This window comes from Pantoea sp. X-Soil-YNGN-844 (genome assembly GCF_059730595.1).
On record NZ_AP036007.1, the window covers coordinates 2,980,533 to 3,004,668 of the forward strand.

Consider the following 24,136-nt stretch of genomic DNA (forward strand, 5'->3'; position numbering starts at 1 on the left):
GGCTGACCGTCTTTTCCTGCTGTCATTCTGCCGGGATAACGCGGCTGCGACCTGATGCATCCTGATGAGTGAAGGCAGATTTCCTCCGATTTTTATAGCGAAGCCACTTCCGTTGAACATGCGTACACCCTATTTACTGGCCCTGATGGTTTCACTGCTTCCATTAAAAAGCATGGCGCAGGTTGCGCCCGATCCGCTGCTGGCCTCACAGATTGTTGATCGCTATGCGGAACATATCTTTTATGGCAGCGGCGCAACCGGTATGGCGCTGGTGGCGATTGATGGCAATCAGCGGGTGTTCGCCAGCTTCGGTGAAACCCGTCCCGGCAACAATGTCCGTCCGCAGAAAGATTCGCTGATTCGTATCGCCTCGCTGAGTAAGCTGATGACCAGTGAAGTGATGGTAAAAATGGCTGAGCGCGGACAGATTCGCCTTGACGATCCCCTGAGTAAATATGCGCCTCCGGGTGCACGGGTGCCTACTTACAATGGCCAGCCGATTCGCCTGATTAATCTCTCAACTCACACCAGCGGACTGCCGCGCGAGCAGCCCGGCGGCAAAGCACAGCGTCCGGTGTTTGTCTGGCCAACGAAGAGCGAACGCTGGGCATGGCTGGCGCGCGCGAACCTCAAAGCGGCACCAGGCAGCAGTGCCGCCTACTCCAACCTGGGCTACGATCTGCTGGGTGATGCGCTGTCGCGTGCCAGCGGAACCCCCTATCCGGCGCTGTTTCAGCAGCTGATTACCCGCCCGCTCGGCATGAAGGACACCACGTTTACGCCGTCGCCTGAGCAGTGCGGACGTCTGATGGTGGCCGAAAAAGGGGCCAGCCCGTGTAATAACACGCTGGCCGCGATTGGCAGCGGCGGGGTTTACTCAACGCCGGATGACATGGGCCGCTGGATGCAGCAGTTCCTGAACTCGTCGGTTAACCATCGCACGCCGCAGATCGATCGCCTGCAGACGCTGATCTATCGCCGCGATCAGCTCAATAAAGTTGAAGGTATGGATGTGCCGGGTAAAGCGGATGCGCTGGGCATGGGCTGGGTCTACATGGGACCGAAAAGTGGTCGCCCAGGGATCATTCAGAAAACCGGCGGCGGCGGTGGATTCATCACCTATATGGCGATGGTGCCGCAGCATAACGTGGGGGTTTTTGTGGTGGTGACGCGCTCGCCGCTGACCCGCTTTACGCCGATGAGCGACGGTGTGAATAATATGCTGGCCGAACTGGTCGGCAACCAGCTTGGCTCACCGATGATGGTGCAGGTCATTCGTTAACGCTGCTGAACGCCACCGTCAGACTGGCTGACCCACAGGGTTGGCCAGTCATCACTGCTGTGCCAGGCGTCACAGGTCGACTCTTCCGCATATTCCGCTAACACAAAACGTGTGCCATCAAACTGCCAGCGTGTCGCCCTGCCGCAGTCGCCTAATCCACGGCCCTTACCAAACGTGTAGAGCTGGCCGCTGGCCGCGTCGTATTCGGCGTTAATCAGCTCAAGTTGTCGATCGCTGGCTCCGGGCGGGGTAAAAGGCAGAGTCAGGGTGATGCCACGCGCCACATAGGGCGGGCTGCGCGTCACTTCAAACGCCAGATCGATCACGTTATACGCCCCCATTTCACAACTCACCAGCAGCAGCGCGCGCTGGTCGGTAAGCGGCGCCACGCTGACTTCGCGGCGCAGCGGATCGAGTGAGCAGGAGTCGGTATTAACCCGCCAGGTGCCGTAATCAATTAATCCGCTGGTCTCATCGCGTGTCAGTGCAGCGGGTGACCTGACCGCAGGCGGCAGCGGCGGCAGTGCAGGCGGTGGCGGAACATCCCAGCTGGCTCTGTCGCCACGTTTGATCCACGCGCTCATGCTGTTGACCCGTCCCTGCGTGTCATCCATCAGCAACAGCGCGGCCTTCATGCCGCGCAGAGAGATCATCGCGTTGGGGTCATAGGTGAGCTGCAGGTTTTTGGCCTCCATCACCAGATCAAAAAATTCATCAATAGCGATAGCATTGCTGGTGGCGAGGTGATGCGGCTCTACCGTCCAGTGTTTGAGGTCGGGTTTAAGCCGGCGCTGATCGAGCAGCAGGTTATCCTGTAGCGGGCCACCCGGCAACGCACCACTGTAGGCGCTGCCGTAGTCGATGCGCAGCAAAGGGCGATCGTTGACGCCCGCATGGCGCGAAATCGTCATCACCAGCCCTTTGTCCCCCGGAATATTCCGCGCCACGCAGAAGGCTTCATTGTTGCAGGTGATTTTCCAGTCGTTGAATGACTTTTGCAACGGTTCCGCCTGAACAGAGGCAACCCACAGAGACGGCAACAGCCAAAGCGATTTCATCCAATACGACATTAAGAAGATCGATCCCCGAATACCCAGAGTGGAGAGAATAGCGCATCAACGGGCCTGACAGGGTTCGCATTCTGTGAACCTGTGCAAAAAGCGCAGTTAACTGCTTAAAAAGCGTGCATAAAGTGGATTAACGCTCACCACTCTCCCTCAACGCTGTCACGCGGCAACAGGCTTAGTGGCACGGTTTTATGGCGTCAGCCAGCCCGCAATCTGTGCATGCTGAAGCAGCATAATGGTTTTGCCGTCTCGAATGCGACCCTCAGCGACCATTGCCAGCGCATCCGGAAAGCGTAATTCCAGCACGTCGATTGACTCATCTTCGACGCCACCGCCGGCATTGTCGCGCAACGATTCATTATAAACTGCTGCGAAAAAGTGGATAAGCTCAGTCACGCCGCCCGGCGACATATAGCAGGCATAAAGTTTTTCCACCTCGCCCACCGCATAACCGGTCTCTTCAATCGCCTCCTTGCGGATGCAATCTTCCGGGGAGTCGTCGTCCAGCAAGCCCGCACAGGCTTCGATTAACATGCCGTCGTCGTTACCGTTGACGTAAGTCGCAATACGGAACTGGCGCGTCAGGACCACGCTGTTCTTTTCACGGTTGTAGAGCAGGATGGTTGCCCCGTTTCCGCGATCGTAGACTTCACGCTTATGGCGGATAACCTCGCCACGACGATCGGTAATCTCATAGGTGTAGTTACGCAGCACAAACCAGTTTTCAGACAGGAGCTTATCTTTGATGATGTTGATCTTGAACGACATGAGGACTCCGCTACCGCATAAAGGGAGCCTCTCATCATAGAGGGGGGCTTACGGGAAAACTATCCTAATTCTTGTCGTAACCTGTCGATTTGCGGGTAAAAAAAAGCCAGCCCGGAGGCTGGCCTGATTGCTGCAGCGCTTATCAGCGTGAGGTGTCATCAGCCAGGCGGGTCGGCTGAGGCTCTTCTTCGTGATGATCCTGTTCGGTCTCAGCTATGGCGTGAACGCGCTTACGCACGCCAAACCATCCCAGCACCAGCAATACCGCAATCAGCGGAATGGAGGCGATGGTGTACGTCCCGTTCGGGTAGTCAAACGCCATCAGCACCAGCACACTGAACAGGAACAGCAGCGTCAGCCACGAGGTAAACGGCGCGCCTGGCAGCTTGAAGCTGACATCATCCGCCTTGCCCTCTTTGATCGCTTTGCGCAGACGCAACTGGCAAACCACGATAAAGGCCCAGGAGGAGATAATGCCCAGGGAAGCCACGTTCAGGACGATCTCAAACACCTGAGAAGGCACATAGTAGTTAAGCACCACACCAATCACATAGACGGCGACGGTCACCAGAATACCGGCATAAGGAACCTGCTGACTGTTCATTTTCGACATGAATTTCGGTGCAGAGCCACCCATCGACATGGAGCGCAGGATACGCCCGGTCGAGTAGAGGCCGGAGTTCAGGCTGGAGAGCGCCGCACTCAATACGACGATATTCATGATGCTGCCAACATAAGGCACGCCCAGTTTCGAGAAGAAGGTCACGAACGGACTCTGACCCGCCTGATAGGCGTTCCATGGCAGCAGCAGCACCAGCAGCACCACAGAGCCGACATAGAACAGGCCGATACGCCAGATCACGCTGTTGATCGCTTTCGGCAGCATGGTTTTCGGGTCTTTACATTCGCCGGCCGCCGTACCCACCAGTTCGATAGAGGCAAAGGCGAACACCACGCCCTGAATCAGCACCAGCGCAGGCAGTAAACCGTGCGGGAACAGGCCACCGTTATCGGTGATCAGATGGAAGCCGGTGCTGTTGCCATCCAGCGGTTTGCCGGTGCCAAGGAACACCACGCCCACCACCAGGAAGATGACAATCGCCAGCACTTTTACCAGCGCGAACCAGAACTCCATCTCGGCAAACCATTTAACGCCGATCATGTTCATGGTGCCGACAATCGCCAGCGCGCCCAGGGCGAACACCCACTGCGGCACATCACCAAACGCGCCCCAGTAGTGCATGTAGAGCGCGACGGCGGTGATATCGACGATGCCGGTCATCGCCCAGTTGACGAAGTACATCCAGCCCGCCACGTAGGAGGCTTTCTCGCCCAGGAATTCACGGGCGTAGGAGACGAAGCTGCCGCTGCTGGGACGGTGTAATACCAGTTCGCCCAGCGCACGCAGAATAAAGAAGGAGAAAATGCCACACACCAGATAGATGATGGCTAACGCGGGGCCAGCAGCCTGCAAACGGCCACCTGCGCCCAGGAACAAACCGGTACCGATGGCACCGCCGATCGCAATCATCTGTACGTGACGGTTACCCATCGCTTTCTGGTAACCAGCATCGTGAGAATTCAGCCAGCGGCGCTTCGCAGCGCGCATCTCACTTGGGGTTTTCTTTTTAGATTTCATAGCATTCCTGTTTGTCCTGACCATCAGTCGTCGTCTCCCCAATGCGGACGTAACGTCCTGCAAAATGGGGGATTTTCCTCTGTGCCTTTGCCCGTGAGTGAGTGCCGGGCAACGCGGGAATTTACGGCGATGAATCCTACCCGTTCTGCAAGAACGAAGCAAAATATACCGGGCAGATGCACAGGCTGATTTGTAAGAATCCATCCTGATGCACAAAAACAAAAAAACCGGCCATTTTCAGGCCGGTAAAAGCTACAGGGATGGAAACAGGAGGGTTGGGTTAGCGATAAATCTCTGCGGTGCCGCTCCACAGGCTGGAGTCGCCTGGGTTATCGATACCAATAACGCGGTAATGGCTGGCGCCCATCTCTTCCGCTTTTTGCGACAGCTGGCGATTAGCATCGTCCAGTGAGCCGCGAACGCCGGACACCGACACGCTGCCGATGCTCTGCATGTTATGCGCCTGTGACGGGTCGACCGGCGCAGCAGCGAAAGTGGCAAAGGAAGCGGTAGCCAGTAATGCGCCCGCCAGTACAGCATTCAGTTTTTTCATTGGATGCTCCATAATCTGTGATCGGGGTTGAGCTGATGACTGGATGAATTATTAGCCTTGCAATGAAAAGCAACATCGGGCCGATGTAAACCTGTTCCTTTTTTAACCACAAAACGGTAGCCCATCCTGGGAACTGTCAGTTGTGGTCATTTTGTGTGCGATGTGTAACCGCCTGTGTGATAAACAGGGGATGGATCATTTGCGTTACGTTCTTGCGCTCTTATAATTCCCGCACTTTCAACAGGGCCATCCATGTGATTGTTAAACGTTCCGTTACCCAAAGCATCGCTAAGGCGCTCAGCGCCATCGTCCTGCTATCGCTACTCACCACCGGTCTGGCCTTAGTCACGCTGCTCAGCAGTCAGCGCGATGCGGAGGCGATCAATCTGGCGGGATCCCTGCGCATGCAGAGCTATCGCATGGCGTGGGATGCCAGCCGTCAGCCACAAAATCTGGCGCATCACCTGACGCTCTATCAGCAAACGCTGGATGCCCCGGTGCTGCAAAAGCTGGATCGGCCCTGGGTACCACGCGAAGTCAGCGCTCGCTATCAGCGACTGCGCGCTGCCTGGCCTTCCCTGCAGCAGCAGTTGCAGCAGGGTGATCCCGTGGCATACCAGCAGCAGGTGCCGATCTACGTCGGTGAAATCGATCGCTTTGTGCTGGGTCTGCAGCGCTATACCGAGCTGAAAATGCGTCTGGTGGCGGCCAGCAGCCTGGCGGGTGTCATCGCGATTGTCGTGCTGGCACTGATGACGATTCGCTTTACCCGGCTGCACGTGGTGCGGCCACTCAATGCGCTGGTCACGGCCAGTCGCTACGTTGAAAGCGGTAACTTTGCTTTTCCGCCGCTGCACGTTGAGCAGCAGAATGAACTGCGGGTACTGTCGCACGCTTTCAGCGGCATGGCGGCACGTCTGCATTCGCATTACCAGCTGCTGGAGAGCACGGTACGCGCGAAAACGGAAGACTTAACCCAGGCGAATCGTACGCTGTCACTGCTTTACGACAGCTCGCAGATGCTGACGGCCAGCCCGTTGCACCCGGCACTGTTTGAGGCAGTGTTAACCACCGTACTGACGCGCGAAAAACTGACAGCAATCCGGCTCGACAGCGACCAGTTTCAGTTCTGCGCCGGGGATGCTCAGGCTGACGGTGAGTGGCAACGCCTGCCGTTACAGCAGGACGATCAGCAGATTGGCGAACTGCGCTGGCAGTCGCCTGGCGTCACCCATCCCAATGAGCTGATGCGCAGCCTGGCGGCGATGCTGGGACGGGCAATCTGGATCTGGCAGGCACAGCAGCAGTATCAGCAGATGCTACTGATAGAAGAGCGCACCACCATTGCCCGGGAATTACACGACTCGCTGGCCCAGTCGCTCTCGTTTTTACGTATTCAGCTGACCCTGTTGCGCCGCACTGTGGATAAGGATGACAGCGCCGCCCACGCCATTATCGCTGACTTCGATCAGGCACTGGCCGATGCCTACCGTCAGCTGCGTGAGCTGCTGACCACCTTCCGCCTGACCATTGAGCAGGCGGATCTGGTAGCGGCGATGCAGGCGATGATCGCCTCGTTGCAGGAGAAAAGCGGCGCAGAGATACACTTTAACTACCAGACCGGCCTGCAGAGTCTGGAGGCACAACAGCAGGTGCATGTGTTGCAGATCGCCCGTGAGGCGCTGCTGAATGCCATTCGTCACGCCAGCGCGCAGGTGATTCGGGTGGATTATCAGCATAGCGAACAAGGTGAGCACTTACTGACAATTACGGATGACGGGGTGGGAATGAACAGCACTGACGAACCCGCGGGCCATTACGGCCTGACGATTATGACGGAGCGTGCCCAGCGTCTGAGTGGCAATCTGACGATTCACACTCAGCAACGGGGTACACGGGTCGAACTGCGCTTTCCACCGCAACCGGCGCGTTCACTGACATAAAGCGCCCGGCATGATGTTAACTTATTCAGATAATCTATCGGTCTCAGCGTGCAGGCCAGCGGATACGGCGCCATCTGTTGCCAGCCCTGCTCTTCTGCCGCCGTCTGAAGCCGATGAAATGGAGAACCTATGCAACAGCCCGCATTAACATTGATGATTGTGGATGACCATCCGCTGATGCGCCGCGGTATCCGTCAGCTGCTGGCGCTGGATCCCCGACTTGAGGTCATCGCAGAAGCCAACAACGGCACGGAAGCGCTGGCAGAGGCCCGCCGTCAGGAACCCGATATCATTCTGCTCGACCTGAATATGAAAGGTATGTCCGGGCTGGATACGCTGAAGGCGCTGCGCCATGAAGGGATCAGTTCACGCATTCTGGTCCTGACTGTCTCTGACGCCCGCAGTGATATCTTCGCCATGGTGGATGCGGGTGCCGATGGCTATCTGCTTAAGGACAGCGAGCCGGAAATTCTGCTGGGGCATATTCTGCAGGCATCGCAGGGTGAAAAGGTCTTCAGTGAAGGTGTGGCCCGTTATCTGGCTAATCGCCAGCACAGTGCCGATCCCCTGCGTCAGCTCACCGGGCGCGAGTGCGACGTGCTGCAGGAGGTAGCGCGCGGCCTGTCGAATAAAGAGATCGCGGCTATTCTGCATATCTCTGAAGAGACCGTAAAAGTGCATATCCGCAACCTGCTGCGTAAGCTGGATGTCCGCTCACGCGTCGCTGCCACGGTGATGTGGCTTGAAAGCCGCAAATAGCCAACGAATTTACATTTTCTCCTCAATTTCTCCACGATTTCCCCCGCTACCGCACGTAGAGTAAATGGCGGCGGAAAATCGTGGCAAAGACCATCCGGTTTGCCCGCCAGCGCGCCCGTTGCCGCTGGGCCTGAACGCTTATAAAAGTCCCTGAGGAGTGTCGATTTAATGTCGAATTTCTTTATCGACCGTCCCATCTTTGCCTGGGTTCTGGCGATTCTGCTGTGCCTGTGCGGCACGCTTTCGATTATTTCGCTGCCTGTTGAACAATATCCCGATCTGGCACCCCCCAACGTGCGCATCACCGCCAACTATCCGGGCGCATCCGCCCAGACGCTGGAGAACACCGTTACCCAGGTCATCGAGCAGAACATGACCGGCATCGATAATCTGATGTACATGTCCTCGAACAGCAGCAATACCGGTCAGGCACAGATCACCCTCACCTTTACCGCTGGCACCAATCCCGATGAAGCCCGTCAGCAGGTTCAGAACCAGTTGCAGTCAGCACTGCGCAAATTGCCGCAGGCGGTACAGTCGCAGGGCGTGACGGTCAATAAAACCGGTGACAGCAATATTCTGATGGTCGCCTTCGTCTCAACCGACGGCAGTATGGATAAGCAGGATATTTCAGACTATGTCGCCAGTAATATTCAGGACCCGCTGAGCCGTATTGACGGCGTCGGTCAGGTAGATGCTTACGGCTCGCAATATGCGATGCGCATCTGGCTCGATCCTAACAAACTGATCGCCTACGCGCTGACCACCGACGATGTGGTCAGTGCAATTCAGTCGCAGAACACCCAGGTTGCCGTGGGTCAGGTCGGTGGTCTGCCATCCGTAGAGAAGCAGGCGCTGAACGCCACGGTGAATGCCCAGTCGATGCTGCAGACCCCCGGGCAGTTCCGGGCCATTACCCTGAAGAACAATCCCGACGGTTCCGTGGTGACGCTGGGTGATGTCGCCACCGTGGCGCTGGGCGCGGAGAAGTATGATTATCTGAGCCGCTACAACGGCCAGCCCGCGTCAGGCCTGGGTGTAAAGCTTGCGTCCGGTGCCAACGAGATGAACACCGATAAGCTGGTACGCGCGCGCATAGAGGAGCTGTCGCACTACTTCCCGCACGGGCTGGAAGCAAAAATTGCCTACGAAACCTCGCCGTTCGTTAAAGCGTCGATCACCGATGTGGTGAAGACGCTGCTGGAGGCGATTGTGCTGGTATTTGGCGTGATGTACCTGTTTATGCAGAACTTCCGCGCCACGTTAATCCCGACTATTGCGGTGCCGGTGGTGCTGTTCGGTACCTTCAGCGTGCTCTATGCCTGCGGGTTCAGTATCAATACCCTGACCATGTTTGCCATGGTGCTGGCCATAGGACTGCTGGTGGACGATGCCATCGTGGTGGTGGAAAACGTTGAGCGCATCATGCACGAAGAGGGACTCTCGCCGCGTGCCGCCACGCGAAAATCGATGGGCCAGATTCAGGGGGCGCTGGTCGGGATCGCGCTGGTGCTCTCTGCGGTGTTTGTGCCGATGGCGTTTTTCGGCGGCACCGTCGGCGCCATCTACCGTCAGTTCTCAATTACCATTGTGTCGGCGATGGTGCTGTCGGTGCTGGTGGCGATGATCCTGACACCGGCGCTCTGTGCCACGCTGCTCAAACCCGTGGCGCAGGGCGAGCAGCCTGAGCGTCGCGGCTTCTTCGGCTGGTTCAATCGTCACTTTAATCGTAATGCTGACCGCTATGAGCGCGGCGTTGCAGGCATTCTGCGCCGGGGGGGTCGCTGGCTGCTGCTCTATCTCGGCATTATCGTCCTGATGGCGTTTCTGTTTCTGCGTCTGCCCACCTCGTTTCTGCCGCTGGAAGATCGCGGCGTCTTCCTGACTCAGGTTCAGCTTCCGGCTGGCGCAACGCTTGAGCAAACCGCCAGCGTGGTCGCGAAAGTCGAACACTATTATCTCACCGAGGAGAAGGCCAACGTGCTGTCGGTCTTCTCCACCATCGGTGCCGGCCCGGGCGGCAATGGGCAGAACGTGGCGCGTCTGTTTGTGCGGCTGAAAGACTGGGAAGATCGGCCCGGTGCCGATCGCACCTCATTCGCTATTATTGATCGCGCAACTCAGGCGTTTCAGAAGATTAAAGAGGGGCGTGTGATTGCCAGCAGTCCGCCCGCCATTACCGGCATGGGCAGCAGCTCGGGCTTTGACATGCAACTACAGGATCACGCGGGTATCGGTCATACGCAACTGATGGCGATGCGCGACAAACTGCTGGAGATGGCGGGCAACGATAAGTCGCTATCGCGGGTAAGGCACAATGGACTGGATGACAGCCCGCAGCTGCAGATCGATGTGGATGCCCGTAAAGCGCAGGCGCTGGGCGTGTCGCTGGACACCATTAACGACACCCTGACTACCGCGTGGGGCTCCAGCTATGTGAACGACTTCCTGGATCGGGGCCGGGTGAAAAAGGTCTATGTGCAGGCCGCCGCCGAATTCCGCATGCTGCCGGACGACATCAACAAATGGTACGTGCGCAACAGCAGCGGCAAAATGGTGCCCTTCTCCGCGTTTGCCAGCAGCCGCTGGGAGACCGGTTCACCCCGTCTTGAACGTTACAACGGCTATTCATCGCTGGAGATTGTCGGCGAAGCGGCCAATGGGGTCAGCAGCGGTACAGCGATGGATGAAATGGAAAAGCTGGTCAATGCCCTGCCGCTTGGCGTCGGGTTCCAGTGGACCGGAGCCTCTTATCAGGAGCGCCTCTCCGGCTCGCAGGCTCCGGCGCTTTATGCAATTTCGCTGCTGGTGGTGTTCCTCTGCCTGGCCGCGCTGTATGAGAGCTGGTCGATCCCGTTCTCGGTAATGCTGGTGGTGCCGCTGGGCGTGGTGGGCGCACTTATCGCCACCTGGATGCGCGGGCTGGAGAATGATGTCTACTTCCAGGTTGGCCTGCTGACGGTGGTGGGACTATCTGCCAAAAACGCCATCCTGATTGTTGAGTTTGCTAATGAGATTAACAGCCGGGGACGTGAACTGGTGGAGTCGACGCTGGAGGCATCGCGTCAGCGTCTGCGGCCGATTCTGATGACCTCGCTGGCCTTTATTTTTGGGGTGCTGCCGATGGCAATCAGTAGCGGTGCAGGTTCCGGCAGCCAGCACGCCGTGGGAACCGGCGTGATGGGCGGGATGATCTCCGCCACGCTGCTGGCAATCTTTTTTGTGCCGCTGTTCTTTGTGCTGGTCCGCCGTCGTTTCCCGCTTAAAGAGAAACCGCACGACTAAAGCTAAATAAAAAGCGGCCACTGAGTTCAGTGGCCGCTTTATTTCTGTGTGTGGTAAGAATTCCAGCAAGTGGGACTGACCTGCTTTAATCTCCACGTGTTACTTGTTGCGTAACATCGCTTCGATAAATTCTTTCCAGGTTCCCATTTCAGTGTCAATCATAATGCCCTCTCTTATTGTGCTGGCAATATTACGTGCTTTTTTTAAGCAGGTGAATACGTTTACACCTGTTAACTCTATCGGCAGAGACTATAAAAACATGAATGTTTCTGATTCTGGAAGCTGAAGCACATTTCAGCAACCCCTTAACCTGATTGAAGATAATTTATTTTAAGCCCAGCGGTAGACGATTTTATCAACATGGCGAAATTCTTAAGCACGCATCGATAAGCAGGGTAATAATTGCCTGCGAAATTGATAGCGGTTACCCGCAACGAAATAACGACACGGCGCGCAGGAGATCCGGACTGATTCCCGCGCCAGCGCGGATGCCGCAACCGATCACACTATGTTAAACTCGCGCTTTGGCTGCTTTTTTCAGCTTTCTCTTTTCACAGGATAATAAGGATCGGGCAATGAGCACGCAGTGGGTGATGTTCGGGATTAAAAATTGCGACACCATAAAAAAAGCCCGGCGCTTTTTAACAGATGCAGGCGTTGATTATCACTTTCACGACTACCGTGCCGATGGCCTGAGCGATGCCCTGCTGCAGGAATTTATCGATGCACTGGGCTATGAAGCCCTGCTTAACACCCGCGGCACGACCTGGCGTAAACTGCCCGAAGCTGATCGTGAAGCGGTTAACGATGCCAGCAGCGCCAAAGCGCTGATGCTGGTGCATCCCGCCATGATTAAGCGTCCGCTGTTGCGTGCTCCGGATGGCTCCCTGCTCGCCGGTTTCAGCGAAGCCACCTATCAGAATGCTATTCAGGAGAAGTCATAATATGTTTTGCCCGGTCATTGAGCTGACGCAGCAGCTTATTCGTCGTCCCTCTCTCAGCCCCGATGATGCCGGATGTCAGGCTCTGCTGATCGCCCGTCTTGAAGCCATTGGCTTTAAGATTGAAACGATGAACATCGACGACACCCTGAATTTCTGGGCCACCCGTGGCGAAGGTGAAACGCTGGCGTTTGCCGGTCATACCGATGTGGTGCCGCCTGGCGATGCCAGCCGCTGGATTAACCCGCCCTTTGAACCGACGATCCGCGATGGCATGCTGTTTGGCCGTGGCGCGGCTGACATGAAAGGGTCACTGGCAGCCATGGTGGTGGCCGCCGAACGTTTTGTGGCGGTGCGTCCCAATCACCGGGGCCGCCTCGCCTTCATGATTACCTCGGATGAAGAGGCCAGTGGTACCAACGGCACGGTTAAAGTGGTTGAACGGCTGATGGCGCGCCGTGAACGGCTTGACTATTGCCTGGTCGGCGAACCGTCCAGCACAGAAGTCGTCGGTGACGTGGTGAAGAATGGCCGACGCGGCTCGATTACCGCCAATCTGACGGTGCACGGTGTGCAGGGCCACGTCGCCTATCCGCATCTGGCGGATAACCCGGTTCACCGGGCGATGCCCGCGCTGACGGAGCTGGTCGCGACGGAGTGGGATCAGGGGAATGAGTTTTTCCCGGCCACCAGCATGCAGATTGCGAATGTCCAGGCAGGCACCGGCAGCAACAATGTGATCCCCGGCGAGCTGTTTGTACAGTTTAACTTCCGCTTCAGCACTGAACTCACCGATGAGATGATCCGCCAGCGGGTCGCGGAACTGCTGGATCGTCACCAGCTGCGCTACACCATCGAGTGGAAACTCTCGGGTCAGCCCTTCCTGACCTCGCGCGGTAAGCTGGTGGATGCCGTCGTGAAAGCTGTGGCGCACTATAATGAAATTAAGCCACAGCTGCTGACCACAGGCGGCACCTCCGATGGCCGATTTATCGCCCGGATGGGGGCGCAGGTGGTGGAGCTGGGGCCGGTGAATGCCACCATTCACAAAATCAATGAGTGTGTGAAAGCCTCCGACCTGCAGATGCTGAGCCGGATGTATCAGCGCATCATGGAACAACTGATCGCCTGACGGCGATGTTAAGGAGCATCAAATGGAATTTATTAAAGATTACTGGTGGATCCTGGTGATCCTGCTGATGGTTGGCGTGCTGATGAACGTTTATAAAGATCTGAAACGCATCGATCACAAAAAATTTATGGATAACAAACCTGACCTGCCGCCGCATCGTGATTTCAACGATAAGTGGGATGACGACGACAACTGGCCGAAGAAGAAGTAAACGAAAAAGCCCCTGCTATGCAGGGGCTTTTTTACATCATTGCGATAACGTCATCATCACCCGGTTTTGCGCCGCTTAACGCTTCATCAAAGTAGCGTTTTGGCACCGTATAACGCAGATGATTCAGCGCCAGTTCCATGCTGCGGTGATCGATGGCGTGCGCCAGATCGTCAACGATATCCAGCGTGACGTCGCCACCGCAGGCGGTCAGCCGCTGTTCTGCCTGCCGGGCATGGTGCATCGGGATCTGCTCATCATAATCACCGTGGATCAGGTGAATCGTGGTGCGGGTACTCGCTTTCTCTGGCAGAGTAATAAACCGGCCACTAAACACCACTGCGCGACCCGCCAGATCCGGATAGGCTTTGACGCCTTCCAGCACCATACTGCCGCCCTGCGAAAAACCGATTAAGGCTGTCGCTTCCGGCCGCACGCCACTCTTTTTCTGCCAGTGACGTACCGAAGCAAAAAACTGTGGCATCGCCGCATCCACCCGCTGCTGGATGGTCTGATCGTGCAGGTCGGTTTCGCCGAACCACTGACGACCCGCGCCGGGTGAGCCGACGGAGACCACTAGCGCGTCGGGAAACGTTTTCGCAAACCAGTTGCCAATCTCACCCATAGAATCCGGGTTATCACCAACGCCATGGTAGAGCAGAAACAGCTGTGCGGTGGTAGCAGGCTGTTGAACGATTACATATTTCAGTGTCATGTTGACCTCCTGTGTTCACTCTACGCCGCCTGGCACAAAATGATATGAGGATAATTTGAGGCAGATGGTCGAATTATTTCAACGGTCGGTGCAGCGCGTCCGCAGTAACGCCCAGGCTTTCGAGGGCTGAAGCCGCCTGCTGACGCAGCTTAGCTATCAACGCCTTGCGGCCGCTTAAGCCCGTCTGCCGGGACAGGTCGCTTAGCGCATCAGGTGCAGCAACCGCGGCGGCCAGCAGCGGTACGGAGACGGCACTGGCCTCTGCCAGACGCTGCAACACTGGCAGACTCGCCTCCAATGGCCGCTGCGCCCAGGCAAAACCGACGGCCAGATGGCTATCCTGAGCGTTCAATCCGTCATCTGTGGTCTGATCAAACTGCAGGTCCAGCGCGATATGCTGCCGCAACCGCGGCCAGTCACGCGCCAGCTGCTCTGCCGCCCGGCGCGTCAGTGCCTCACCCGCAGCAGAACAGGGCAATATCGCCATCGCTGCGTAGCAGCCGCTGCTGGCTTCGCGCTGACTGCCAATTCTTACCAGGGTAAAACCGCAGGCGCGCCAGAACGCCCAGAGTGATTCAGTGTAGCCGAAGCTGACAGAGAGGTAGTCGTGATCGGCAGCCGTATCAGCCGCCGCCGCAACAAGCTGCTGTCCGGTTCCCCGACGACGGCTTTCTGCCGCCACGGCAATCCGGCTGATGCGCTGCGAGCGCAGGATTGCCGCTTCAGCCAGACCGGCGTGAGCTGCCAGCGACTGCGCAACCAGATTGCCGCGCGGTCGCCGGGTGCCCGCCCAGACCGCCTGCGCCAGCTGAGCTTCAAGACCGCCCTCTTCCACCAGCCAGAGCGCACCCTGTAACGCGGTTGTATCTCCCGCCCGCCACAGCTGCATACCGGGTGCATCCAGCAGGCGGCGCAGATCAAGCGGCGACGTGCGGTAGTGCGCGCTGGTGAGCAGACGATAAGCGGCTTCCAGCGCGCTGAAATCGTGACATTCAATACGATGCGGTATTGCCGGAGTATCGGGTGCGATGGCGGTGGCATCGTCAAACAGCAGCGCCTGGTTCAGCCACTGCTCCAGCGGATCAAAACGCGACCAACGCAGCGGCTCATCCAGCGTGAAATAGTGTGCATCTGCAAGCCCGGCACAGAATTTAAGGATAAAGCCGCGTCCACTGCCTTCGTAGCCCTGCACGGTGGTGGTGAGCAATACGCGGGGATAGCGGCTGACCAGCGCCTGCAGCAGTGGTGCCGGGATCGCTGCGGCTTCATCTACAATCAGCCACTCCGCCTGAGGCGGCGTCTCCAGCGCCAGCAACGCATCGGGTGCCATAAAGTGAAAATGATCCCCGGCAAAGGTGGCCAGCACCTCTGTTGAGGCTTTGGCCGGTGCCGTTACCAGACAATGGCTGTTCTGCCGGGCCAGCATCCCCGCCAGTGCCGATTTACCCCGCCCACGGGCAGCGGTCAGCACAGCGACACCCGAGGGCAGCGTCATCAGCTGATCGAGTATCGCCTGCTGCTGTTGCGGAGCCTGACAGTGCCACAGCGGCCAGTCACGCTGCGCCGGAAAATGGCAGGGCTGATGCTGCCGCTCCAGCAGCACCTGGTCATCCGCCAGGATCAGCTGTTGCAGGTGGTGAACGAAATGAGGTGTTGCGATGGGTTCAGCGACGTCCGCCCAGCGCAGGCTGTCACTGTCAGGCTGTTGCGACCACGCTTGCCAGGGCGGCACCAGCAGCAGCAGCCAGCTTCCGGCGGTGAGCGTACCGGCAAGCGCCGCGAAAGCCTCCGCATGAAAGCCCTGGCGGGCGTCGAATATCGCATGATGGAATTCGCGTCCCAGCAGCGTGCGAACCGCGCCAGGCTGCCTGTGCAAATCTGACTCGTCAGAGAATAGCGGCGCCGGACTCAGCGCCAGCCAGTCGCCTGGCAACGCTTCACGCCATGCCGCAGCCCGATCTAAGCACCAGGCCGGGTCGCCGCTGATGACTGCCAGACGACGCACACCGGCCTGTTGCATAAGCTGCGTTGGGATCATCAGTTGCTGGCGAAGGTGTTGCACTGTCCTGGATCGCCACCATCAAACCCGCGCTTAAACCAGGTGTAGCGCTGCTCAGAGGTGCCGTGGGTGAAGCTGTCCGGCACGACGCGGCCCTGGCCTTTCTGCTGCAGACGGTCATCGCCAATCGCCTCAGCAGCATTCAGCGCTTCCTGCAGATCGCCTGCTTCAAGGATGTTTTCCTTCTGCATGTAGTGTCCCCAGACACCGGCAAAGCAGTCCGCCTGCAGCTCCATTTTGACGGAGAGCTGATTCACCTGCTTTTCGCTGGCACCCTGCTGCATTTCACGCACTTTCGGCTCAATGCCCAGCAGTTTCTGGACATGGTGGCCCACTTCATGCGCGACGACGTAGCCCTGAGCGAAGTCACCGCCTGCGCCCAGCTTAGTTTTCATCTCGTCATAGAAAGAGAGGTCAATATAGACAGTCTGGTCAGCAGGACAGTAAAACGGTCCCATCACAGACTGTCCGGTTCCGCAGCCGGTGCGGGTTGCACCGCGATACATCACCAGCTTCGGCGCCACATACTGTTTGTTCATCTGCTGGAACAACTTGCCCCAGGTGTCTTCCGTGGTGGCCAGAATCACTTTCGTGAATTTCGCGGCCTCGTCATCATTGGCACTGACGTTGCGCTGTTGCTGCTGGCTGGTCGGTGCGACGTCACCCCCCGTCAGCAGTCCGGTCAGGTCATATCCGTAATAACCGGCGACTGCCACCACGATCAGCAACACGATACCGCCTTTGCCACGCGGCAGACGAATCTGGCGGCCTCCGCCACCTAAACCGGACGATTGATCGCGACGGTCCTCTACATTGTCGCTTTCGCGACGCCCTTGCCAGCGCATGCTGTATTCCCTCAGTCATTTTTTCAGATGGCATGATTTTAGTTGCGTGACGGAGCAATCACCAGCTTTACCCTGAAATGAAAAGAGGAGAGCCGGGGCTCTCCTCTTTCTTTGTGCTTTCTTTGTGCGCTAAAGACAAACTCAGTCGAGTTTTACGCCAAGCCGCTGTGCCACCGCCTCATAGGCTTCAACCACGCCGCCCAGGCTCTGACGGAAACGGTCTTTGTCCATTTTATCCAGCGTCTCTTTGTCCCACAGGCGCGCACCGTCTGGTGAAAACTCATCGCCCAGCGTCACTTCGCCGTTAAACAGACCAAATTCCAGCTTGAAGTCGACCAGAATCAGGCCCGCATCGTCGAACAGTTTGCTCAGCACGTCGTTGGCTTTAAAGGTCAGCTCCTGCATCCGCGCCAGGTTCTGTTTGCTGACCCAGCCAAAGGTTTCGCAGTAGGATTCGTTGACCATTGGGTCGTGCTTTGCATCATCTTTCAGGAAAAGATCAAAAAGCGGCGGATTGAGCACAATGCCCTCTTCCACGCCCAGACGCTTTACCAGCGAGCCTGCGGCACGGTTACGCACCACGCACTCGACCGGCACCATCTCCAGCTTTTTCACCAGCGCTTCGGTATCGGACAGCAGCGCTTCCATCTGGGTCGGGATACCTGCTTCCTGCAATTTGGTCATGATGAAGTGGTTAAACTTGTTGTTAACCATTCCCTTGCGATCAAACTGCTCGATTCGGGCGCCATCACCTGCTGACGTATCATTGCGGAATTCGAGTATCAGCAGATCCGGGTTATCGGTGCTGTATACGGTTTTCGCTTTACCGCGATACAACTCAGCTCGCTTTTGCATCTTGTTCACTCCAGACTTGAAATAACGGGTGTTCAGCGACCAGTGCCGCTGCGGCGATTGCCTTGACGCAATCGTTTACTTCGCCGCGCGCTATTATGCCAAAAACAAAATAAAAAGGCCGGAGAATCTCCGGCCTGAGGCAACTTTATTTGTTCAGCGCCGCCTGGAACACGGCCACCAGCGCATCGTTCTGCGACTGGGTCAGCACATGCCCTTTCGGGTCGATGAATTGCAGGCTGGTGCGGTTGTCGAGATCGCCGACCTGCACTTTGTAATCACCGTTAGGTAATTCCGGATCTTTCGCACCGACTGCATCCCAGTCGCTGCTGCCCGGTGACTTGTAGGTCACCTTCATGCTGCCGGTTGAGCGGGTGGTATCTGTCACTTCCATCCCGACGCGTTTCATCGCATCTGGCAGACGCTGCCATGCCACGTTGTATGGCGTACGCAGGATCAGCATTGGCAGACCGGTGTCATCTGCGCCGCTCTGCACATCAATAGCGCCACTTACCCGGCCTGATGCCGCGTTTTCACTGGCGGTATCAATTTTGTCCAGACCGGTGCTGATTTCATTCAGCATCTGCGCGGTGTAACGCTGGATCTGCACAGGTGACGTAATGGTTTTACCATCCTGCTGCAGCTCCAGCAGACGCACGGTAAGCTGCTGCTGATAGCTCTGCGACTGCACGCTGATCTGATAGCGTCCACGATACTGCTGATCTTCATCAGCACGGTTCCACTGCACCCAGTCGGTCGTCAGCTGCTGACCAGCATCGTTACGTGAAGCAATCGGGAATTTGTTTGACTCAACGACGTTAACGACCCGTGACCAGACTGAACCGCGGCTGTTATCGATCATCAGCGCACCGGTATTGTTACTGAACTGCGCGCGGGTCCCGTTCATCAGCGCCAGCGGCTGGGCTGGCGGACGAATGTCGAGCTGCTTACCGGTGGGTGCCTGGCTGCTGGTGCGCGGCACATCATAGTCACCACGCTGAACCGGCAGGATCATACCGGCTGGCGCTTTCAGTTCACTTAACTGGCTGGCTTCAAGATAAGATTCGTCACCGCTGACCTGGCGCTTATAACGCTGATCGCTTGAACAGGCCGACAACAGCATCAGAGTAGAAAGCCCGACTACTGTGGCTACTGTTGACCGCTTTACTGAGTAATTCATTCAAACTCCCTAAATTATCGCAAACCCGCTTTCACCAGCGCCTGCTCCACTTTCGGCTGGCCGGCTGCAGTCAGTGGCGTCATTGGCAGACGCAGCGTGTCGTTAGCGATTAATCCTAGCTGTTTCGCAGCCCATTTCACCGGGATAGGATTGGGTTCACAGAAAAGCGTCTGGTGCAGGTGCATCAGACGCTGATTCAGGCGGCGTGCCTCAACGAAATTGCCCTGCTGTGCGAGTTGACACAGCTCGACCATTTCACGTGCAGCCACATTTGCGGTCACCGAAATGACGCCTTTGCCGCCCAGTTGCATAAAGTCCAGCGCAGTCGCGTCATCGCCACTCACCAGAATAAAGTCTTCATTAACCAGCTCTTGGATCTGACTAACCCGCGATAAGTTCCCGGTTGCCTCTTTGATTCCGATAATATTTTTAATTTCGGCCAGGCGGGCAACGGTTTCCGGCAGCATGTCACAACCGGTACGCGAGGGAACGTTATACAGCATCTGCGGCAGGCTGGTGCTATTCGCAATCGCTTTAAAGTGCTGGAACAGCCCTTCCTGCGTGGGACGGTTATAGTATGGCGTCACAGTCAGACAGCCCACTACGCCGGAATTTTCAAAACGCTTCGTCAGAGAGATGCCTTCAGCGGTGGCATTGGCACCTGTTCCGGCAATCACCGGAATCCGGCCATCGGCCAGTTCCAGGGTCAGCATCACCACATCACCATGTTCTTCATGGCTCAGGGTTGCAGATTCGCCTGTGGTGCCGACGGAAACGATCGCCGCGGTGCCGCTGGCGACGTGATAATCAATCAGTTTTTTCAGACTCGACCGGCAGACATTACCGCTGTCATCCATTGGCGTAACGAGTGCAACAATACTTCCCGTAAACATTGGCGATCCCCTCGACAAACAAGTGCTTCATGGTACGTTTTACACTTAGGGAAAAGCAAGCAAGCCACGCCATTCCCGCGCTTGTCAGCAGTTTTTTTTATGTTTACCTTATGGTTATTAGCGAAAGCAGAGGAAAAGCCATTTTGCCGCAATCTCAGCCTCATCATCTGGTGATCACCGCGCTCGGTGTTGACCGTCCGGGTATCGTCAATACGATTACCCGACACGTCAGCAGCTGCGGTTGCAATATTGAAGATAGCCGTCTTGCCATGCTTGGGGATGAATTCACCTTTATCATGCTGCTGTCAGGTAGCTGGAACGCGATTACGCTGATTGAATCGACGCTGCCGCTGAAAGGCGCAGAGCTGGAGCTGCTGATCGTCATGAAGCGCACCAACGCCGGGGTTCGTCCGCCGATGCCCGATACCGCGTTCATTCAGGTTGAAGTGGCCGACTCGCCGCATATTATTGAACGCTTTACCGATCTTATTGATAAGCATCAGATGAACGTGGCCGAACTGGTGTCGCGCATCACACCCGCGCAACACGATTTGCCACCAACGCTCTATATTCAAATGACCGCCCACAGTCCGACACGAACCAGTGGCACCACTTTTGAGCAGGCTTTTAATAACCTGTGTCAGGAGCTGAATGCCCAGGGAACACTGCGTCTCTACAGTGTGTCTGACGCTGACAACAGCGAATCGGTCAGCGCGGTACGCTAAGCTTTAGTTAATATACCGGAGTTATTTCTCCACATGCCTGACGTGTGATCGGCTATGTGGTGAAATACCCCCTGATGGTCATATCCCCTCTGGTCGTTTCGGGCCAGATGGTGTATTACCCACAGCCTGAATAAGAAAATGGAGAGATGTGATGAATCCACTGAAAGCCGGAGATACTGCACCTGCATTTAGCCTGCCCGACCAGGACGGCGAACACGTGAATCTGACCGACTTCCAGGGACAGCGCGTTCTGGTGTACTTCTACCCGAAAGCGATGACGCCAGGCTGCACCGTGCAGGCGTGCGGTCTGCGTGACAACATGGATGAGTTGAAAAAAGCGGGCGTGGAAGTCCTGGGCATCAGCACCGACAAACCGGAAAAACTGTCAAAGTTTGTCGAAAAAGAGCTGCTGAACTTCACGCTGCTGTCAGATGAAAATCATGAAGTTTGCCAGGCGTTTGGCGTCTGGGGTGAAAAAACCTTTATGGGGAAAACCTATGACGGTATTCATCGCATCAGCTTCCTGATCGATGCTGAGGGCAGGATCGAGAAAGTGTTTGATAACTTTAAGACCTCGAATCACCACGACATGGTGCTGGATTACGTTAAGTCAGCCTGATGTTGAGGGGCGCGGTAGCCCGACCGCCGCGCCCTGCTTATCTTCTTTCCCTTCACGCTTGCCTGCCGTAAAAAAACATCTGCTTTACTTGCGATTAAGTCGTGCGATTAAGCTGTGGCGACAATAACGCAGTTTCGCCCGGCATTTTTCGCCGCGTAAAGCGCTGCATCCGCCTGTTTCAGACTCGTTTCCAGCCCGGCATCCTGGGTGCCGTTCCAGGCCGCCACGCCAATAGACAAGGTAATTCGTCCTACATCCGTGAGCCAGGCTTCGGCAATACCCAGCCGAACGCGCTCCGCGATGATCTGTGCCTCATCCAGGGCCGTGCCCGGCAGCAGCATCAGAAACTCCTCTCCGCCGTTGCGACACACCACATCAGACTGACGGGCGCTGGCACGCAGCGTGCTCGCCACCTGCTGAATCACCCGGTCACCGACATCATGACCCCAGCTGTCGTTGACGTTTTTGAAGTGGTCGATATCCAGAGCCAGCACCGAGAAAGGCTGGCGCAGCGTGCGGTAATACTCCAGCACCGCATTCAGACCACGGCGATTCAGCAACTGAGTCAGCGGATCGGTCTGCGCTTCCGAGCTAAGACGGCCAATCTTGTCCTGCACCAGACCAATACCGGTGAGCAGTGCACGTTTGACCTGAGCCGCCTCAAAATACCAGGCGGTGATGCCACCAATCTCTTTTGATACCCCCTGCGCATCCATCCGGCTGGCTTTGCGGGCCAGCTGGAAGAGTGGCCGGGCGATCAGCCGCGCCAGCACCACGGCCACCAGCAGGGTCAGCAGCGCGAACGGCACAGAATTTTTCAGGACTTTCATTAACAGGCCCGACAGCGGATCCAGCGTGACGTTAATCGGCTTCAGGGCCACCACCGTCCAGCCGGTGGTCGGCACGATCGCAAAGCCCGCCAGTTGAGCTGACTCACCCGGACCGGCAAGCATCAGCGAGCCATTGGTCTGCTCGTCACGCGGACTGACGATGGCCGGCAGCGTTTTACCCACCAGCTGCCGGTTCTGGTGATACAGCACCTCATTATTGCTGTCGAGCACATAGACCGTGGTGCCATCCCGGTAGAACTGCTCACCCAGCAGCGCATTCAGAATGCTTTTTTTCTTCAGATAGATGGTGCCGCCGATGTAGCCCAGGTAGTCGCCATCGGCACTCCAGACGGGCCAGGAGACAAACACCAGCAGATTATTGGCGGCAGAGAGCGTGGGTTTACTGATGATCGGCTGCCGCAGGGTCAGCGCTTCCCGTGAGGCGTCGCTGGTGAGGTGCATACCTTTCAGGGTCAAAGATTCCGGCGAAATCGCTTTGATCACGCCCTGCGCATCCACTATCGCCACCGAGTTGAAACTGCTGGTCTGCTCGCGCAGGCGACTGACTTCGCTTTCCAGCAGTGCATCATTATTAAAGTCGCGACTGAGCTGGTTGGCGCTGTAGTGCAGCTGTGACTGCGCCAGCTGAAAGAAAATCTCACTGGTGGAGGCCAGTTTGGCGGCGTAGGCCCGGTTGGCCTCAAGCGTGGTGTCAATCAGCACCTGGCGCTGAACCCGCCAGGTGGCGTAAAGCGTATTCGCGAGCGTGATAACAATGCTGACAATCACCAGCAGGGCGATCAGATTGCGCAAATCGGCCTTGGGCCGAAAGAGCTTTAACATGGCGTCGCCGCCGCGGAGATAAATGTCATGTCGTCAATGCCTGATTATTTTTTTAATGTGTGCCAGAAGCCCTGATATCCGGGCTTAAGTCTACACGGTGTCGGCATTTTTGAGCAGCATTAAGACAAATTTCACGCCTGAGAATCCAGAGTTGACTGGCACTAATCGATTAATCCCTGACTATCGTAAAAAGGCCAGGGTCCCGAAAAGCGGCCAATCGCACACTGATGCGTGACCATTCCCTGCCCGGGTTGCCAGCAATGCAGCAAAAAGCCGGGCGGCTCCAGAATAAAGTGAGCCGGCCCGTCGGGATGCAGGTCCAGCGCCACCTGATGCGACACGCCCGGCGCGACACAGGCCAGCGTGCCGGCAAAGCGGGTCTGCAGACTGCGATGCAGATGACCACATAACACCCGCTCAACCTGCGGATGACGGGCGATGATCGCCTCAAGGGCCTCCGGATGACATAATCGTTGCCGGTCCATATGGGCAATGCCGCAGGCAAAAGGAGGATGGTGCAGCATCACCAGCGTGGGCTGATCGGCAGCCGCGCTCAGTGCCTGATCCAGCCATTGCAGCTGGTGTTCGTCCAGCTCTCCCCACGGCTGTTGCGGTACGCTGGAGTCCAGCGCCAGCAGCCTGACGTCGCCGACGCGAAGCTGCCAGTTCAGGGTGGACCCCTCCTGCAGATAGGCGTGATCCGGGAAAGCGGCACGCAGCGCCTCGCGGTCGTCGTGATTGCCCGCCATCAGGTAAAACGGCAGCTGCAGGCGTTGCAGGGCTTCCCGCAGCGTCTGGTACTCTTCCGCCCGGCCAAAATCGACCAGGTCGCCGGTAATCACCACCACATCGGGCCGCGGCTGCAGCGCATTAAGGGTATCGATAACCTGCAGTAATGCCGCATAGGTATCGACCTGTTTGTAAGAGAGGCGGCCATGGGCCTTGATATGCAGATCGCTGATTTGCGCAATCATCGTGGGTTGAACAGACACAACAGA

22 protein-coding genes are annotated in these 24,136 nt (G+C 57.0%); 9 read left to right on the forward strand and 13 right to left on the reverse strand.

The genetic code is table 11. The annotated features are described in order from the left end of the window. The first annotated feature begins 118 nt into the window (after positions 1–118). A complete protein-coding gene (gene ampH, locus AC6I8C_RS13805; protein WP_033783837.1) occupies positions 119–1,282 on the forward strand; it encodes a D-alanyl-D-alanine-carboxypeptidase/endopeptidase AmpH in 1,164 nt (387 codons plus the stop codon). On the opposite strand, the gene AC6I8C_RS13810 is transcribed toward ampH, so the two are convergent. The 4 genes from AC6I8C_RS13810 to AC6I8C_RS13825 all read right to left on the reverse strand — a co-directional run bounded on the left by AC6I8C_RS13810 (position 1,279) and on the right by AC6I8C_RS13825 (position 5,309). Then, positions 1,279–2,352: a DUF1176 domain-containing protein gene (locus tag AC6I8C_RS13810; RefSeq protein ID WP_497822812.1), complete on the reverse strand. Its 1,074-nt coding sequence runs from the start codon at positions 2,350–2,352 to the stop codon at positions 1,279–1,281. The two genes, ampH and AC6I8C_RS13810, sit on opposite strands and share 4 nt — an antisense overlap. A 186-nt stretch (positions 2,353–2,538) precedes the next feature. Continuing rightward, complete coding sequence (gene nudK / locus AC6I8C_RS13815) at positions 2,539–3,117, reverse strand: GDP-mannose pyrophosphatase NudK (protein ID WP_497822813.1); 579 nt, start codon at positions 3,115–3,117, stop codon at positions 2,539–2,541. A gap of 142 nt (positions 3,118–3,259) precedes the next feature. Beyond that, complete coding sequence (gene ansP, locus AC6I8C_RS13820; protein WP_497822814.1) at positions 3,260–4,756, reverse strand: L-asparagine permease; 1,497 nt, start codon at positions 4,754–4,756, stop codon at positions 3,260–3,262. A 280-nt stretch (positions 4,757–5,036) separates the two neighbouring features. Then, positions 5,037–5,309, reverse strand: coding sequence for a YdgH/BhsA/McbA family protein (locus tag AC6I8C_RS13825; RefSeq protein ID WP_497822815.1), 273 nt, complete (start codon positions 5,307–5,309; stop codon positions 5,037–5,039). A gap of 254 nt (positions 5,310–5,563) precedes the next feature. On the opposite strand from AC6I8C_RS13825, the gene narQ reads away from it, so the two are divergent. The 3 genes from narQ (at position 5,564) to acrD (ending at position 11,296) form a co-directional block, all read left to right on the forward strand. After that, a complete protein-coding gene (gene narQ, locus AC6I8C_RS13830; protein ID WP_497822816.1) occupies positions 5,564–7,252 on the forward strand; it encodes a nitrate/nitrite two-component system sensor histidine kinase NarQ in 1,689 nt (562 codons plus the stop codon). A 129-nt stretch (positions 7,253–7,381) separates the two neighbouring features. Then, on the forward strand, positions 7,382–8,011 hold the full coding sequence (locus tag AC6I8C_RS13835; protein WP_497822817.1) for a response regulator: 630 nt from the start codon (positions 7,382–7,384) through the stop codon (positions 8,009–8,011). 168 nt (positions 8,012–8,179) lie between these two features. Continuing rightward, on the forward strand, positions 8,180–11,296 hold the full coding sequence (acrD, locus tag AC6I8C_RS13840; RefSeq protein WP_497822818.1) for a multidrug efflux RND transporter permease AcrD: 3,117 nt from the start codon (positions 8,180–8,182) through the stop codon (positions 11,294–11,296). A gap of 99 nt (positions 11,297–11,395) precedes the next feature. Here the strand turns inward: acrD and ypfM are convergent, their stop codons facing one another. After that, the gene (ypfM, locus tag AC6I8C_RS13845) at positions 11,396–11,458 is read right to left on the reverse strand and encodes a protein YpfM (RefSeq protein WP_376747919.1); all 63 of its coding nucleotides are present in this window, start codon (positions 11,456–11,458) and stop codon (positions 11,396–11,398) included. 413 nt (positions 11,459–11,871) lie between these two features. Here ypfM and AC6I8C_RS13850 point away from each other — a divergent pair, with 413 nt between their 5' ends. Genes AC6I8C_RS13850 through AC6I8C_RS13860 form a run of 3 tightly spaced genes read left to right on the forward strand, consistent with a single transcriptional unit; the run spans position 11,872 to position 13,580 of the window. After that, positions 11,872–12,240: an ArsC family reductase gene (locus AC6I8C_RS13850; protein ID WP_497822819.1), complete on the forward strand. Its 369-nt coding sequence runs from the start codon at positions 11,872–11,874 to the stop codon at positions 12,238–12,240. A gap of 1 nt (position 12,241) precedes the next feature. Continuing rightward, positions 12,242–13,369, forward strand: a complete 1,128-nt coding sequence (gene dapE / locus AC6I8C_RS13855) for a succinyl-diaminopimelate desuccinylase (protein ID WP_013358682.1) — start codon at positions 12,242–12,244, stop codon at positions 13,367–13,369. Positions 13,370–13,391: 22 nt separating this feature from the next. After that, the gene (locus AC6I8C_RS13860; RefSeq protein ID WP_003848800.1) at positions 13,392–13,580 is read left to right on the forward strand and encodes a YpfN family protein; all 189 of its coding nucleotides are present in this window, start codon (positions 13,392–13,394) and stop codon (positions 13,578–13,580) included. Between the two features lie 31 nt (positions 13,581–13,611). Here AC6I8C_RS13860 and ypfH read toward each other — a convergent pair whose 3' ends face one another. From ypfH to dapA, 6 genes are all read right to left on the reverse strand, one after another. Continuing rightward, positions 13,612–14,292, reverse strand: coding sequence for an esterase (gene ypfH, locus AC6I8C_RS13865; protein ID WP_135907888.1), 681 nt, complete (start codon positions 14,290–14,292; stop codon positions 13,612–13,614). Positions 14,293–14,365: 73 nt separating this feature from the next. Beyond that, positions 14,366–16,330, reverse strand: coding sequence for a tRNA(Met) cytidine acetyltransferase TmcA (locus AC6I8C_RS13870; RefSeq protein WP_497823344.1), 1,965 nt, complete (start codon positions 16,328–16,330; stop codon positions 14,366–14,368). After that, on the reverse strand, positions 16,330–17,196 hold the full coding sequence (ypfJ, locus tag AC6I8C_RS13875; RefSeq protein WP_497822820.1) for a KPN_02809 family neutral zinc metallopeptidase: 867 nt from the start codon (positions 17,194–17,196) through the stop codon (positions 16,330–16,332). The genes AC6I8C_RS13870 and ypfJ overlap by 1 nt, the downstream gene beginning before the upstream one ends. A gap of 141 nt (positions 17,197–17,337) precedes the next feature. Then, the gene (purC, locus tag AC6I8C_RS13880) at positions 17,338–18,051 is read right to left on the reverse strand and encodes a phosphoribosylaminoimidazolesuccinocarboxamide synthase (RefSeq protein WP_013358686.1); all 714 of its coding nucleotides are present in this window, start codon (positions 18,049–18,051) and stop codon (positions 17,338–17,340) included. Between the two features lie 145 nt (positions 18,052–18,196). Continuing rightward, positions 18,197–19,228, reverse strand: coding sequence for an outer membrane protein assembly factor BamC (bamC, locus tag AC6I8C_RS13885; protein ID WP_195857787.1), 1,032 nt, complete (start codon positions 19,226–19,228; stop codon positions 18,197–18,199). A gap of 14 nt (positions 19,229–19,242) precedes the next feature. Further along, complete coding sequence (gene dapA / locus AC6I8C_RS13890; RefSeq protein ID WP_010260008.1) at positions 19,243–20,121, reverse strand: 4-hydroxy-tetrahydrodipicolinate synthase; 879 nt, start codon at positions 20,119–20,121, stop codon at positions 19,243–19,245. 143 nt (positions 20,122–20,264) lie between these two features. Between dapA and AC6I8C_RS13895 the strand changes: the two genes are divergently transcribed. Next, positions 20,265–20,846 (forward strand): glycine cleavage system transcriptional repressor, encoded by a 582-nt coding sequence (locus AC6I8C_RS13895; protein WP_033783854.1) that lies wholly within the window; start codon positions 20,265–20,267, stop codon positions 20,844–20,846. 151 nt (positions 20,847–20,997) lie between these two features. Continuing rightward, positions 20,998–21,465 carry a thioredoxin-dependent thiol peroxidase gene (gene bcp, locus AC6I8C_RS13900; protein ID WP_010260016.1) on the forward strand — a complete coding sequence of 156 codons (468 nt, stop codon included), beginning with the start codon at positions 20,998–21,000 and terminating at the stop codon, positions 21,463–21,465. Between the two features lie 107 nt (positions 21,466–21,572). On the opposite strand, the gene AC6I8C_RS13905 is transcribed toward bcp, so the two are convergent. Both AC6I8C_RS13905 and AC6I8C_RS13910 read right to left on the reverse strand, forming a co-directional pair. Next, the gene (locus AC6I8C_RS13905) at positions 21,573–23,138 is read right to left on the reverse strand and encodes a sensor domain-containing diguanylate cyclase (RefSeq protein ID WP_497822821.1); all 1,566 of its coding nucleotides are present in this window, start codon (positions 23,136–23,138) and stop codon (positions 21,573–21,575) included. Positions 23,139–23,299: 161 nt separating this feature from the next. Then, positions 23,300–24,130, reverse strand: a complete 831-nt coding sequence (locus tag AC6I8C_RS13910; RefSeq protein WP_497822822.1) for a phosphodiesterase — start codon at positions 24,128–24,130, stop codon at positions 23,300–23,302. Between the last annotated feature and the right edge of the window lie 6 nt (positions 24,131–24,136).